This window comes from Aliivibrio salmonicida LFI1238 (assembly GCF_000196495.1).
GTDB classification, from domain to species: domain Bacteria; phylum Pseudomonadota; class Gammaproteobacteria; order Enterobacterales; family Vibrionaceae; genus Aliivibrio; species Aliivibrio salmonicida.
Genome location: NC_011312.1, coordinates 2,098,880 through 2,112,731 on the forward strand (window position 1 = coordinate 2,098,880; position 13,852 = coordinate 2,112,731).

Annotated in this window: 12 protein-coding genes, 3 tRNA genes and 1 pseudogene; 7 read left to right on the forward strand and 9 right to left on the reverse strand. The window is 39.4% G+C overall.

The window, feature by feature from the left end; all coding sequences use genetic code 11:
- The first annotated feature begins 53 nt into the window (after positions 1-53).
- From VSAL_RS10295 to VSAL_RS10305, 3 genes are all read left to right on the forward strand, one after another.
- Positions 54-830: an ABC transporter substrate-binding protein gene (locus VSAL_RS10295; protein WP_012550519.1), complete on the forward strand. Its 777-nt coding sequence runs from the start codon at positions 54-56 to the stop codon at positions 828-830.
- An 89-nt stretch (positions 831-919) separates the two neighbouring features.
- Positions 920-1,660 (forward strand): ABC transporter permease, encoded by a 741-nt coding sequence (locus VSAL_RS10300; RefSeq protein ID WP_012550520.1) that lies wholly within the window; start codon positions 920-922, stop codon positions 1,658-1,660.
- Between the two features lie 2 nt (positions 1,661-1,662).
- Positions 1,663-2,340: an ABC transporter permease gene (locus tag VSAL_RS10305; RefSeq protein WP_012550521.1), complete on the forward strand. Its 678-nt coding sequence runs from the start codon at positions 1,663-1,665 to the stop codon at positions 2,338-2,340.
- A 283-nt stretch (positions 2,341-2,623) separates the two neighbouring features.
- Here VSAL_RS10305 and grxB read toward each other — a convergent pair whose 3' ends face one another.
- The 6 genes from grxB to VSAL_RS10335 all read right to left on the reverse strand — a co-directional run bounded on the left by grxB (position 2,624) and on the right by VSAL_RS10335 (position 5,148).
- On the reverse strand, positions 2,624-3,274 hold the full coding sequence (grxB, locus tag VSAL_RS10310) for a glutaredoxin 2 (protein WP_012550522.1): 651 nt from the start codon (positions 3,272-3,274) through the stop codon (positions 2,624-2,626).
- A gap of 153 nt (positions 3,275-3,427) precedes the next feature.
- On the reverse strand, positions 3,428-4,234 hold the full coding sequence (xthA, locus tag VSAL_RS10315) for an exodeoxyribonuclease III (protein ID WP_012550523.1): 807 nt from the start codon (positions 4,232-4,234) through the stop codon (positions 3,428-3,430).
- Between the two features lie 87 nt (positions 4,235-4,321).
- Complete coding sequence (locus VSAL_RS10320) at positions 4,322-4,513, reverse strand: hypothetical protein (protein WP_017020736.1); 192 nt, start codon at positions 4,511-4,513, stop codon at positions 4,322-4,324.
- 208 nt (positions 4,514-4,721) lie between these two features.
- A tRNA-Tyr gene (locus tag VSAL_RS10325) sits at positions 4,722-4,805 on the reverse strand.
- An 88-nt stretch (positions 4,806-4,893) separates the two neighbouring features.
- Positions 4,894-4,977 (reverse strand) — tRNA-Tyr (locus VSAL_RS10330).
- 87 nt (positions 4,978-5,064) lie between these two features.
- Positions 5,065-5,148, reverse strand: a tRNA-Tyr gene (locus tag VSAL_RS10335).
- A gap of 303 nt (positions 5,149-5,451) precedes the next feature.
- On the opposite strand from VSAL_RS10335, the gene VSAL_RS10340 reads away from it, so the two are divergent.
- Together VSAL_RS10340 and vexH are read left to right on the forward strand one after the other, a co-directional pair.
- On the forward strand, positions 5,452-6,510 hold the full coding sequence (locus tag VSAL_RS10340) for an efflux RND transporter periplasmic adaptor subunit (protein ID WP_044583292.1): 1,059 nt from the start codon (positions 5,452-5,454) through the stop codon (positions 6,508-6,510).
- Positions 6,510-9,618, forward strand: a pseudogene (vexH, locus tag VSAL_RS10345) (vibriobactin export RND transporter permease subunit VexH). The gene VSAL_RS10340 and the pseudogene vexH overlap by 1 nt, the downstream one beginning before the upstream one ends.
- Before the next feature lie 87 nt (positions 9,619-9,705).
- Here the strand turns inward: vexH and queC are convergent.
- Entirely contained in the window at positions 9,706-10,389 is a 684-nt protein-coding gene (gene queC, locus VSAL_RS10350; RefSeq protein WP_012550525.1) for a 7-cyano-7-deazaguanine synthase QueC, read from the reverse strand.
- A 105-nt stretch (positions 10,390-10,494) separates the two neighbouring features.
- The gene (locus VSAL_RS10355) at positions 10,495-11,559 is read right to left on the reverse strand and encodes a PLP-dependent cysteine synthase family protein (RefSeq protein ID WP_012550526.1); all 1,065 of its coding nucleotides are present in this window, start codon (positions 11,557-11,559) and stop codon (positions 10,495-10,497) included.
- 119 nt (positions 11,560-11,678) lie between these two features.
- Between VSAL_RS10355 and VSAL_RS10360 the strand changes: the two genes are divergently transcribed.
- Positions 11,679-12,146 carry an Lrp/AsnC family transcriptional regulator gene (locus VSAL_RS10360; protein ID WP_012550527.1) on the forward strand — a complete coding sequence of 156 codons (468 nt, stop codon included), beginning with the start codon at positions 11,679-11,681 and terminating at the stop codon, positions 12,144-12,146.
- A 68-nt stretch (positions 12,147-12,214) separates the two neighbouring features.
- On the opposite strand, the gene tesB is transcribed toward VSAL_RS10360, so the two are convergent.
- On the reverse strand, positions 12,215-13,078 hold the full coding sequence (gene tesB / locus VSAL_RS10365; protein ID WP_012550528.1) for an acyl-CoA thioesterase II: 864 nt from the start codon (positions 13,076-13,078) through the stop codon (positions 12,215-12,217).
- A 261-nt stretch (positions 13,079-13,339) separates the two neighbouring features.
- Between tesB and VSAL_RS10370 the strand changes: the two genes are divergently transcribed.
- Entirely contained in the window at positions 13,340-13,828 is a 489-nt protein-coding gene (locus VSAL_RS10370; protein WP_012550529.1) for a YbaY family lipoprotein, read from the forward strand.
- Positions 13,829-13,852: the final 24 nt, after the last annotated feature.

Below are 13,852 nucleotides of genomic sequence, written 5' to 3' on the forward strand. Positions count from 1 at the left end.
ATAACGCAGTGTATTAAATCAATAAAAATGAAGTTAGTTACAGGAGCAAGGAAATGAAGAAGTGGTTATTAGCAGCAATTGTTGCATCTACAGCCGTTACTGGCGCAGCTCAAGCAAAAGAATGGAAGCAAATTCGATTTGGTATTGAAGGGGCATATCCTCCATTTAGTTGGACTGAACCATCAGGTGAACTGAAAGGGTTTGATGTCGATATCGCTAACGCACTATGTAAAGAGATGGAAGCTCGTTGTAAGATCGTTGCTCAAGATTGGGATGGTATTATCCCATCACTATTGGCTCGTAAATATGATGCGATTATTGCAGCAATGTCTATTACAGAAGAGCGCAAGAAAAAAATCGATTTCACTGAGAAATACGCACTGATCCCGAATAAATTTGTTGCTAAAAAAGGCACAGAATTAGTCATGACTAAAGAAGGTCTAAAAGGGGTAACCGTTGGTGTTCAACGCGCGACAACACACGATAAATATTTGACAGACAACTTTGGTTCTGGTGTTGAGCTTAAGCGTTATGGCTCATTTGATGAAGCATATCTAGATCTTAAAGCGGGTCGTATTGATACTGTTCTTGGTGATGCATCAGCATTAGAAGAAGGGTTACTAAACAAACCTGGCGGTAAAGAATACGAATTTGTTGGTCCTTCGCTAACGGATCCAAAATGGTTTGGTGATGGGTTTGGTATCGCAACTCGCAAACAAGATAAAGATTTAACAAAACAATTGAATGCCGCAATTGATTCACTTCGTGAAAAAGGTGTTTATCAAGAAATTGCAGCAAAATACTTCAACTATGATGTATATGGTGAATAAGTACAAAAAGTACTAATTCATATGAAAGAGGCCGTAGTCTATAGCCTCTTTCAATTTTCTAATAGTTAAAGCGAAAGCTTGGAAGCAGTATGTTAGATTTGCAAGGATATGAGTCCTCGATTTTAGATGGGGCATTAGTTACGTTACAAGTCGCACTGCTATCACTCATTTTAGCCGTGTTTTTAGGGATGTTAGGTGCGTTAGCTAAATTAGCGCCGTATCGCTGGGCTCGATCTATTGCGACAGTCTACACTACCGTTGTTCGTGGTATTCCTGATCTTGTCTTAATGATGTTGCTATTTTTTGGCGGACAGATGCTATTGAATAATGGCCTGTATGAGTCAAATGAATGGATCAACGAATGGATGACAAGTTCAGACCCAAATCATGAATGGGTTGCCTATCTTCCTGATTATATAGAAATTAGTCCATTTATTGCTGGTGTTCTTACGATAGGTTTCATTTTTGGTGCTTATATGGCAGAGACGTTTCGTGGGGCGATTATGGCTGTTGACCGAGGCGAAATGGAAGCAGCCAAAGCCTATGGTATGAGTGGTCCAATGGCCTTCCGTCGTATTTTGTTTCCACAGATGATTAGGCATGCGTTACCGGGTTTTGGTAATAACTGGTTAGTGTTATTAAAAACGACCGCTTTAGTTTCAATCATTGGATTAGAAGACATGGTTCGTGTTAGTTCTATGGCAGCTGGTACAACCAAAATGCCGTTTACTTTTTATATGACCGTTGCTTGTATTTTCTTATTATTCACTGCCGTGTCGACTGGTGCTTTAAAACTGGTTGAGCGTAAATTTAGTATTCATACGAGGTAAGCATGGATTTTTCAATTATTATTGAGAGCCTACCCGTTTATTTGGATGGCCTTTGGACTACTGTTTGGTTAGTCGCTTTATCTCTTATTATTGGGTTGTGCATTGCCGTCCCTACCGCGATTGCTAGAAACAGCAATAATCCATTAATTTGGGTTCCTGCGTGGGCCTATATTTATTTCTTTCGCGGTACACCATTACTGATCCAACTGTATCTGATTTATTACGGAATGGATCAGTTTTATCCCGTGAAAGACACGGTATGGGAACATGCATCATTTTGTGCATTGGTTGCGTTTGCATTAAATACAGGCGCTTATACTTCGGAGATCGTTCGAGGCTCTATTAATGGCTTACCTCAAGGTGAAATTGAAGCGGCAAAAGCGTATGGCATGAGTCAATTTCAAACTTATAAACGCATTATTTTACCGAGTGCATTACGCAGAGCGTTGCCAGCATACAGTAATGAAGTGATTTTCATGTTACATGGTTCTGCGATTGCAGGCATTGTAACTTTGATGGATTTGACTGGCGCAGCACGATTAGTGAATTCTCGTTACTACGCACCTTTTGAGTCATATATTGCGGCAGGTTTGTTTTACATGTGTCTAACGTTCATTATTATTTTTGTATTTAAACAGTTAGAAACACGAATGCTTAGATTTATGAGACCATTAAGTTAATTGTATTTTAAGTTATAATCAAAAAGAGCACAGAACTGTGCTCTTTTTTTTTAATGTAGTATAGCCAGATTATACTCTTTGAGGAGGTCGTTATGGGCTTATCATTTTTATTAGTAAGGCTAGTTAAATTCGCACTGATTTGTGCATTATTTTTGAGTGTTTTTGATTTCATTGAATATGGTAAAATTCTTTGGTATCAACGCTGGTTGTAGTCGTAATGATAAGAAAAGAGCACTTTTTATGTGCTCTTTTTTGATCCTATAATTACTGATTAGCATTAATGCTATACCGCAATATCTAAGTATAGATTCACACCGGTAAGCTCACTGATCTCTTCTAAATAGTTTTTTAGATGAGGAGGGAAGTCCAATCCTTTTACTACCGTCAGATTACGCAGGAATGGGAAAAAATTGATGTCATCCCAAGTGATCTTATTTCCTTTCTCTGAAGGTAAAGTGATGAAGTTAACATCAACCAATAAAGGTGTTAATTCATTAATAAACTTATCGCTTTGGGCAAAAGCGTCGTCAAAACTCATCCCAATAAATGCTTCTTTTTTGTCCGTAAACCAAGTAACGGCTTCAGGACGTTCGAACTCTGGTAAATCAAATTTAGTCCAACGAGGAAAGGTCAATTTATTAAATAAAGGACGAACGTTACTTAACCATTCTGAAATATCATCAGCACAAGTACCTTGTTCAATGACCGGATAATGGTCGTTTTCGTCGAGGTATTTTGCAATATCAAGGCTTTCAGCCATGTAGGTGCCGTCGTCTTTCTCTAAAATAGGTACCATATTTGCCCCCACCATTTCGATACGCGTATCGACATCATCATTTTGAAGGTAAGTAAATTCAACAGGAAGATTTTTTATTCCTGCGACCATTTTTGCTTTCATGCAAAACGGACAGTGATCAAAGATGAATAATTTCATTGTATTTCCTCAATAATACTCGTTTAAATAAGCGATGGTTCTATAACCAAAATCATTAAATAGGGAGCGAATGAATATTTTGGGCTAGCTTATTTTTACTCGTAACAGCAACGCAATAAAAAAGCTCCCCCTTAAAAAGGTGAGAGCTTAATACTATTTAAAAGTAGACCAGATTGGTGCGTGGTCAGACGGTTTTTCAATTGCACGTAATTCGTAGTCAATACCCGCTTCAGTACACTTACCTGCTAATGAGGGGGTAGCCATTACAACATCAATACGAAGGCCACGATTATCAACAAAGCCTTTTGAACGATAATCAAACCAAGAGAATTGATCGGTTACTTCAGGATGAAGATTGCGGAAAGTATCTTCAAATCCCCAATCTTTTAGCGCTTGTAGCCATTCACGCTCTTCAGGTTGGAAAGAACATTTCCCAGTTCTCAACCAACGTTTTGCGTTGGGCTCGCCAATACCGATATCTGCATCTATTGGGCTAATATTAATATCACCCATAATGATCAATTCTTCATCATTAGTATGATGAGTATTCAGATGAATCATTAAATCTTTATAAAATTGACGTTTATATGGAAATTTAGTTTCGTGCTTAATGCTATCACCTTGTGGGAAATAGCCATTCATCACGGTTACTTTTGAGCCATCATCGCGTTCATGTGTTGTCATGATCATGCGTTTTTGATGCTCTTCAGTATCGGTATCAAACCCATATTGAACAGAAATTGGTTCTTTTTTACAAAGCATTGCCACGCCGTAGTGCGCTTTTTGGCCGTGGAAATACACGTTATAACCCATGGCTTCAACGGCTTCGACTGGAAACATGTCGTTATGTACTTTGATCTCTTGAAGACCAATAACATCAGGGTTGTGTTTATCAATGATAGCTTGTAATTGATGAAGACGAGCACGAAGGCCATTTATATTGAAGCTAATTACTTTCATAGTGGTTAAAGTCCTTGTTTTTCTTATAATCCTAGTTGAGCGAGGATCTTTTAATACAATGATATTACCACTAATTTACGATAAAGTTTAATTCATTAACCGGGCTGTCGGTTGGCAAGTTTCACAACGCCATGTGCATTTTTGTTGCCCTAATCCTGCTTTGATCCACGCCATTGTTACACTTGTGGAAGGAGAACAAAACGCTTCTTTATTACATAAACTGCATGTTTTCCATTGTGAAGGTTGTTCTTGATTTTTTTGTACTTCTGCAATGTGCATTTCAATGGTCTCTATGTATACCAACGGCATTAATTGGCTTGAGAATCTAATTAATGGGGCGGTAATATGAAATATATTATTAACTGTATATTTATACAGTTCTTTTGGCAAGGCTAAAAAGAGGAGAATATGATTTATTTTTTTAACAAGCACAAAAAAAGCCAACTCATTTCTGAATTGACTTTTCGATCTCTTACGAGATAAATAATGGTGGGGGGGGACGGATTCGAACCATCGAAGCTTACGCGGCAGATTTACAGTCTGCTCCCTTTGGCCACTCGGGAACCCCCCCAACGGGGATTTTTATACTTAATTAACTCGTTTCCCAACGGAGTAATCAAGTTATCTTAATCGTTAATTCAAACAATCAAGAAGAATAATGGTGGAGGGGGACGGATTCGAACCATCGAAGCTTACGCGGCAGATTTACAGTCTGCTCCCTTTGGCCACTCGGGAACCCCTCCAACGGGGATTTTTATACTTAATTAACTCGTTTCCCAACGGAGCAATCAAGTTATCCTAATCGTTAATTCAAACAATTAAGAAAAATATGGTGGGGGGGGACGGATTCGAACCATCGAAGCTTACGCGGCAGATTTACAGTCTGCTCCCTTTGGCCACTCGGGAACCCCCCCAACGAGAGATTTTTATACTTAACAAGAGTTTTCCCAACGACCTTGCCAAGTTCGGAGCGAATAATAGCAAACTTCGTTTTTCTGTAAAGCACTTTTATGTGTTTTTTGATTTGAATGCTGACTTTTTCGTCATAAAGGGTTAAAAATCACCATTTATGAACTAAATGAGTGAATAGTAGATAGATTGAAGTGATTGTTTTTACAGTTTATTGCGTCATCTTTACATTCATTGACGAACAAATGCCTTTTCACTTGGTAAACTATGTTCACTCACTGAATTCCATAATTAAAATAAGTCACAGTATGAATCAAACAAAGTCTATCGCCCTTGCCGTTTTATTAGCATGTACTTTATCTACACTTTCTTATGCTAAAAGACCAACCAGTAATGAATCTGTTGCTGTTGTTGCTGAAGAAGTAGCAACTCATGAGATATCTCAGTCTTTATCGTTAATTGGAAAGCTTGAAGCCGCAGAATCCGTCATTATTTCACCTGAAGTTTCAGGAAAAGTCGATCGTATTGCGATTAAGGCCAATCAAACGGTGAAAAAAGGTCAGCTATTGATTCAGTTAAATGATGATAAAGCAAAAGCGGTAATAAAAGAGGCTCAAGCGTATTTACATGATGAACAACGTAAATTAAAAGAGTTTCAGCGTTTGTCGAAAAAGAATGCGATTACTCAAACTGAGATTGATGGGCAAAAAGCCAGTGTAAATATTGCACAGGCACGTTTAGAAGCCGCAAATGCTGAATTACGTGACTTACATATCTCAGCGCCTTTTGCCGGAACGGTTGGTTTTATTGATTTTAGCTTAGGTAAAATGGTCAGTGTTGGTAGTGAATTACTTACATTGGACAACCTTTCTTTAATGCAATTGGATTTACAAGTGCCTGAGCGTTATTTATCAATGCTATCAACAAGGATGAAAGTCGAGGCTAAGAGCCAAGCATGGGGAGATCTTGAGTTCTCTGGTGAAGTGGTTGGTATTGATTCTCGTATAAATGCAGAAACACTTAATTTACGCATTCGAATTGATTTTCCTAATAAAGAACTAAAAATGAAGCCGGGTATGTTAATGGCCGCAACGTTGGATTTTCCTGCTATTAATGCACCGATTATTCCTGTTCAAGCACTTGAGTATTCAGGTACAAAACGTTATGTGTATGTCATTGGTGATGATAATAAAGTGATTCGTACGGAAGTGGTTTTAGGTGCTCGTGTAGAAAACCGAGTGGTTATTGAAAAAGGCTTGGATATAGGCCAAGACATTGTTGTTCAAGGTCTTGTCAATATGCGTGATGGTGTAACGGTTAAAATGATCTCAACAGATGCTGAGACGATAAAAGCTGAGGTTCAATAATGTGGTTATCTGATACGTCAGTAAAAAGACCGGTAGTTGCCATTGTTCTAAGTTTGTTGTTGTGTGTGTTTGGTGCGGTGTCTTTTAGCAAGTTAGCCGTCCGTGAAATGCCGGATATTGAAAGTCCCGTCGTGTCGGTTAGCACGACTTATGATGGCGCTTCTGCGACCATTATGGAAAACCAAATTACCTCACTATTGGAAGATCAATTATCCGGTATTAGTGGCATTGATGAGATCGAATCAACGACTCGAAATGGCATGTCACGTATTACGATTACGTTTGATTTAGGGTATGACTTAAATACAGGGGTGAGTGATGTCCGTGATGCCGTTGCTCGTGCTCAAAGTGGATTACCTGATGAAGCGGATGATCCGATTGTATTTAAAAACAATGGGAGTGGTGAAGCGTCGGTTTATATTAATTTAAGTTCAAGCGTAATGGATCGAACTGAATTAACGGATTATACCGAGCGTGTGCTGATTGACCGTTTTAGTTTAATTAATGGCGTCAGTTCGGTTGATATCTCGGGTGGTTTGTACAAGGTTATGTACGTTAAACTAAAGCCCGCGCTTATGGCTGGACGTGGTGTTATTGCTTCAGATATTACTGCCGCGCTTCGTTCTGAAAATATGAAAGCCCCGGGGGGAAGTTCGAAATGATGCCATCGTAATGTCGGTTCGAACTGAGCGTCTTTATAACAAAGCGGATGATTTTAACTATCTTGTTGTGAAAACGGCGAGTGATGGTACGCCTATTTATTTAAAAGACGTGGCTGATGTTTATATTGGTGCAGAGAACGAAAACTCGACGTTTAAAAGTGACGGTATTGTCAATGTAAGTATGGGCATTGTTCCTCAATCTGATGCGAACCCGCTAGAAATGGCAACGCTAGTTCATGAGGAAGTCGAAAAGATCCAACAGTTTTTACCTGAGGGGACTCGATTAGCGATTGATTATGATTCTACCGTATTTATCGAACGGTCGATCTCAGAAGTATATAGCACGCTCTTTATTACGGGCGGCTTGGTTATTTTGGTTCTTTATATCTTTATTGGGCAAGCTCGTGCCACGTTGATCCCTGCGGTTACTGTGCCTGTTTCTTTAATCTCTTCTTTTATTGCGGCCTACTATTTTGGATTTTCGATTAACTTAATCACCTTGATGGCGTTAATTTTATCCATCGGTTTGGTGGTTGATGATGCCATTGTTGTTGTTGAGAACATATTCCATCATTTAGAAAAGGGAGAGTCGCCATTGCTTGCTGCATACAAAGGCACAAGAGAGGTTGGTTTTGCTGTTATTGCAACGACGTTAGTGTTGGTGATGGTGTTCTTACCCATTTCTTTTATGGAAGGAATGGTGGGGTTATTGTTTACTGAATTTTCAGTCTTACTGGCTATGTCGGTGTTGTTCTCCTCGTTAATCGCATTGACGCTAACCCCTGTTCTAGGTAGTAAGATTTTAAAAGCGAATGTAAAACCAAATCGTTTTAATATTTTCGTTGATAAGATGTTTGCCTCTTTAGAGCGTGGTTATCGAAAGTCTGTCACTAAAGCGGTTGCATGGCGTTTACTTGCTCCTGTGGTTATTCTTGCGTGTATTGGCGGTAGTTACGGCTTAATGCAGCAAGTACCATCACAATTGACCCCACAAGAAGATCGCGGTGTGTTGTTTGCGTTTGTGCGTGGTGCTGATGCAACCAGTTATAACCGCATGAGTGCGAACATGGATATTGTTGAAGAACGATTGATGCCTTTACTAGGCAAAGGGTTCTTAAAATCATTCAGCGTTCAATCACCTGCTTTTGGTGGTAATGCAGGGGATCAAACGGGCTTTGTTATCATGATCTTAGAAGATTGGGCGGATCGAGAACTGACGGCTCAAGAAGGGCTAGGTGTCATTAAAAAAGCACTGGCTGATATTCCTGATGCGCGCGTATTTCCAATGATGCCAGGTTTTCGTGGTGGTTCAAGTGAACCGGTTCAATTTGTACTTGGTGGTTCTGATTATAAAGAGTTACAACAATGGGGTGAGATATTAAAAGCGGAAGCAAATAATAGCCCATTAATGGAAGGCGCGGATATTAACTATTCTGAAAAAACGCCTGAATTGGTTGTTTCAGTTGATCGTGATCGCGCCTCAGAATTAGGTATTAAGATTTCAGACATCTCAGATACGCTTGAAATCATGTTAGGCGGTAAGAGTGAAACAACCTTTATTGAGCGTGGTGAAGAATACGATGTGTATTTACGCGGCGATGAAAATAACTTCAATAATGCGGCCGATCTTAGCCAAATTTACATGAGAACCTCCAGTGGTGAATTGGTTACCTTAGATACGGTTACCAAGATAAACGAAGTCGCCTCAGCGATCCGTTTGTCTCACACCAATAAGCAAAAGTCGATTACGTTAACGGCAAACTTAAAAGATGGATCAACATTAGGTGATGCATTGGATTATTTAGATGCGAAAGCCATTGAAATGTTACCAAGTGATATTTCAGTTGCTTATACGGGGGAATCAAAAGACTTTAAAGAGAATCAATCCAGTATTTTAGTTGTTTTTGGCTTGGCGCTATTGGTGGCTTATCTTGTTCTTGCCGCTCAGTTTGAAAGCTTTATTAACCCAATGGTCGTTATGTTTACCGTACCTATGGGGGTGTTTGGTGGCTTCTTAGGCTTAGTGGTTATGGGGCAAGGTTTAAATATTTACAGTCAAATTGGTATGATCATGTTGATAGGCATGGTGACTAAGAACGGTATTTTGATTGTTGAATTTGCCAACCAACTTCGTGATAAAGGCGTTGAGCTAGAGCAAGCAATTGTTGATGCTTCTGCTCGTCGTTTACGCCCTATTTTAATGACGGCGTTTACAACACTAGCTGGTGCTATACCGTTAATTATGTCAACAGGGGCAGGCTATGAAAGTCGAGTTGCTGTAGGTACGGTTATCTTCTTTGGTATGGCCTTTGCCACCTTGGTGACGTTATTTGTTATTCCTGCGATGTATCGATTGATCTCAGGTAAAACACATTCCCCAGGTCATGTAGAAGAGTTGTTGAATAGAGAATTAGATCACGACATCAAAGGACGAATATCACACTAAGTACATAGATGTGATTGATATAAAAAACCGCAAAGTAATACGATTACTTTGCGGTTTTTTTATGCATGAATAAAGCAAACATCAGTATTAAATTTTTGACTCTAAGTCAGCCATTACTGATTCTTTATTTGCTAAATAGTCGTCTAAACCATTTTTGCGTAAGTCACATGATGGGCAATCACCACAGCCATCACCAATAACGCCGTTATAGCACGTTAATGTTTGATTACGAACATAATCTAACTTGCCGTACTTATCGGCTAATGCCCACGTTTCCGCTTTATTTAGCCACATTAAAGGAGTATCGATTTTTAGTTTACGATCCATTCCTAATACAAGAGATTGATTAATCGATTTTACAAATTCATCTCGACAATCAGGGTAACCAGAAAAGTCAGTTTCACATACGCCCGTGATAACGCTTTCTGCACCTAATTGGTATGCATAAATACCAGCAAGAGTTAAAAATAAAATATTACGACCAGGAACAAATGAATTCGGTAAACCATTCTCTTGCAGTTCATGAGAAACCGGTATGTTATCGCGAGTTAACGAACTGACGGCCAATTCATTTAATAAACCCACATCCATGACTTTGTGAGAGGTTGCCCCTAAGTCTAAAGCGACAGATTTAGCTACTTCAATTTCTTGATTATGACGTTGGCCATAATCAAAAGTAATACAATGAACATGATCATAATGGGTAAGTGCTTGAATTAAACAAGTGGTCGAATCTTGACCGCCACTAAAAACAACAATAGCTGTAGACATAGGTCATTAACTCCAAGTTTTGTAATTAGTGAGCATAGTAAGGAAGAATAGATAAAAAAGCCATCACGTTAATGATGGCTTTGATTATGGGGTTTACTCGTAGGGTTACAGCTGACCTGTGCGTTCGAAGTTTTTTAACTGAGAGAGATGAGGTGTTAGGTCGCCAATATGTTTAGCTACCCATTCATCGTTATAGTATGTATCCAAATAACGGTCACCACTGTCACACAATAAAGTCACAATAGATCCTTTTTCACCACGTTGCTCCATTTCACAAGCCAATTGTAATGCGCCATGTAAATTGGTTCCTGTTGAAGCCCCTGCTTTTCTGCCTAGAATGCCTTCTAGCCAACGTGCTGTTGCAACACTTGCTGCGTCAGGAATGGTGCGCATTTCATCAATGACGCCCGGAATAAAGCTAGGTTCCACTCGCGGACGCCCAATTCCTTCAATTTTACTTCCACATTCTAATGTTAGGTCTTTATTGCCTGTTTTATAGAAATCATGGAATACCGAATTTTCAGGATCAACCACACACAATTTCGTGTGGTATTTTTGATATCGAATGAAGCGACCAATGGTTGCTGACGTTCCGCCAGTCCCTGGATTCATTACGATCCATGTTGGTTCAGGGTGATCTTCTAATTTCATTTGACTGAATATACTGTCAGCGATGTTATTGTTGCCACGCCAATCCGTTGCTCGCTCTGCGTAAGTAAATTGATCCATATAATGACCATCTAACTCTTGCGCTAAACGGCGAGATTCTGCATAAATTTCATCAGAACGTTCGACAAAATGCGTTTTACCGCCATAGAACTGAATCATTTCTATTTTTTTACTCGCGGTACAGCGAGGCACGACAGCAATAAAAGGAAGACCTAAAAGACGTGCGAAATAGGCTTCAGATACCGCAGTACTGCCTGATGAGGATTCAATAATCGGGGTGTTAGGGCCAATCCATCCATTTGAGATGGCATAAAGGAAAAGAGATCGGGCTAAGCGATGCTTAAGTGACCCTGTTGGATGCGTACTTTCATCCTTTAGGTAAACATAAATACCATTAAGCATTGGCAAATCAAGCTTAATGAGATGGGTATCTGCAGAGCGTTGGTAGTCCGCTTCAATTTTACGAATAGCGTTATTAATCCAGTTATGATCTGTACACATAATTCTTTTCCTTAAATATGGGCGATGTGAATAATTTACCTCTGTTACTTGAGAAAAACTTTGCTATATTTACTGTATATTAGCAGTTAAAGAGAAATAAATTCTACAGGTGGGAATGAATGGGAAAGCATGAACTGGATAAAGTGGATATTACCTTACTTTCTTTACTACAAAAAGACAGTACGATTTCTCTGAGTGAACTTGCTGAGGCGGTAAACTTAACGACAACCCCTTGTTGGAAGCGATTAAAGCGCTTAGAAGAGGATGGGGTTATTGAGAAAAAAGTGGCCTTGTTAAATCCTGAGAAATTGGGACTGAGTTTTAATGCGTTTGTATTAATAAAAACATCAAATCATTCGCATGAATGGTATTCAAAATTTGTTGATACGGTGTCTGACTTTCCCGAGGTCATGGAGTTTTATCGTATGGCTGGTGAATATGATTATATGATGAAAGTTTTAGCTGAAGACATGAAAGCTTTCGATAGCTTCTATAAGAAATTGGTTAATAGTGTAGATGGTATATCCAATGTGACCAGTACCTTCGCTATGGAACCATTGAAATACACAACGGAATTACCTCTGTAATAAAAGTGAGATCAAAAATGCGCAAGAGCAATTGATGCGCCTTACGCGTTTTTAAACAGATTAAGTACTTATTTGTTTTTCATTCTCATTAAGCCTTCTTGCATTGCAGATGCCACAAGTTCGCCTTTTTGGTTGAATATCTCGCCACGAACTAAGCCACGAGAACCGCTGGCGTTGGTGCTTTCAATTGAGTAAAGCAACCATTCATCCATTTTGAATGGGCGGTGGAACCACATTGAATGATCAATGGTTGCCACTTGAAAATTGGGAGTGAGCAAGCTGACTTCGTGCGGGTGAAGTGCCGTCGTTAAGAATCCCCAATCAGACGCATAAGCCAATATATATTGATGGATCAACTGGATATCAGGTAAATCACCATTGGCTTTGATCCATAAATGTTGTGTTGGCGCTGCTTTTTTAGGGGCTAATGGATTAATGATATTTACTGGGCGAACTTCGATCGGTTTTTCGCTGCAGAATATTTTTTGTATTTGAGGTGGAAGTACGTGCTTAATTGCTTCTGCAAGTTGAGTTTCAGAGGCGAAGTTTTCAGGGCCCGCAATTTCTGGCATTTTTGATTGATGCTCAAATCCAGGTTCATCACCATGATAAGACGCCGTTAAATAGAAAATAGGGCGACCATTTTGAATGGCTTTCACTCGACGAGTGCTGAAACTTCTGCCATCTCGTAGGTTTTCTACATCGTAGATGATGGCTTTTTCAGGATCGCCAGGATAAAGGAAATAGCTGTGAAAAGAATGCACTGTTCTGGCGTTATCAACGGTATAGCGAGCGGCCGATAAAGCCTGTCCAACGACTTGACCACCATATACTTGAGGTAAGCCTAGGTTCTCGCTTTGTCCTCTAAATAGCCCTTGTTCGAGTTGCTCTAATTGCAACAGGGTTAATAATTCATTAAGTGGTTTGTTCATCAAGAATGCCTTTTAAATTCTAACGTTATCGCTCTATTGTGAAATAGATTCAGTTTGAGTTCAATAAGTTAAATAGGGTGTTAATAGGAGGAAGATCTATATCAAGGTTGTGTTATGAAATCTTATACTGAGTCAGCGTTTTGTCAAAGATGAAGTAAGGAGGAAGACAGCGTCGATTATTGGGTTTATATTTGTTGTTAGTCGGATGGAGTTGTACGTCAGAACATCGACACATATTTATAATTAAAAGAGAGTAAAACAATGAAAAAGTCATTATTAATTGCTTTATCAGTGGTTACGAGTGTTGTTATGGTTGGTTGTAATTCAACAGAAAAAACAGCGAAAGCGCCTGTTGCTTCTGAAGTGGCTGTTCAAGTTGATACCACTCAGGTAGAAGAACCTCAAGCGGTAGTTACGCAGACTGTAACGGGTTCAGTTGGCTATCGTGAGCGTATTGCATTGCCACCAACGGCTGTTATTACCGTAACTTTGGCGGATGTATCTTTAGCTGATGCACCATCGAAAACGATTTCTGAGCAAACATTTAAAGCGGCTGACAAATCATCGCCATTTAATTACGCTCTGGATTTCAAAACAGCAGATATTAAAGCGAATCACCGTTATTCAGTACGAGCAACGATTATGGTTGATGGTAAATTACGTTTTACAACGGATACCAATTATGCGGTGATTACTGACCAAGAAAAAACAATGACTCAAGACCTATTGCTAAAAGGTGTACGTCAGTAAGTCGTTATTATAAGTGATATGAAG

Coding starts and splice junctions, on each gene's coding strand:
- VSAL_RS10295 (WP_012550519.1), top strand. CDS start 54: ATGAAGAAGTGGTTATTAGCAGCAATTGTTGCATCTACAGCCGTTACT.
- grxB (WP_012550522.1), bottom strand. CDS start 3,274: ATGAAATTATTCATCTTTGATCACTGTCCGTTTTGCATGAAAGCAAAA.
- queC (WP_012550525.1), bottom strand. CDS start 10,389: ATGTCTACAGCTATTGTTGTTTTTAGTGGCGGTCAAGATTCGACCACT.
- tesB (WP_012550528.1), bottom strand. CDS start 13,078: ATGAACAAACCACTTAATGAATTATTAACCCTGTTGCAATTAGAGCAA.
- VSAL_RS10320 (WP_017020736.1), bottom strand. CDS start 4,513: ATGCACATTGCAGAAGTACAAAAAAATCAAGAACAACCTTCACAATGG.
- xthA (WP_012550523.1), bottom strand. CDS start 4,234: ATGAAAGTAATTAGCTTCAATATAAATGGCCTTCGTGCTCGTCTTCAT.
- VSAL_RS10355 (WP_012550526.1), bottom strand. CDS start 11,559: ATGTGTACAGATCATAACTGGATTAATAACGCTATTCGTAAAATTGAA.
- VSAL_RS10340 (WP_044583292.1), top strand. CDS start 5,452: ATGAATCAAACAAAGTCTATCGCCCTTGCCGTTTTATTAGCATGTACT.
- VSAL_RS10300 (WP_012550520.1), top strand. CDS start 920: ATGTTAGATTTGCAAGGATATGAGTCCTCGATTTTAGATGGGGCATTA.
- VSAL_RS10305 (WP_012550521.1), top strand. CDS start 1,663: ATGGATTTTTCAATTATTATTGAGAGCCTACCCGTTTATTTGGATGGC.
- VSAL_RS10360 (WP_012550527.1), top strand. CDS start 11,679: ATGGGAAAGCATGAACTGGATAAAGTGGATATTACCTTACTTTCTTTA.
- VSAL_RS10370 (WP_012550529.1), top strand. CDS start 13,340: ATGAAAAAGTCATTATTAATTGCTTTATCAGTGGTTACGAGTGTTGTT.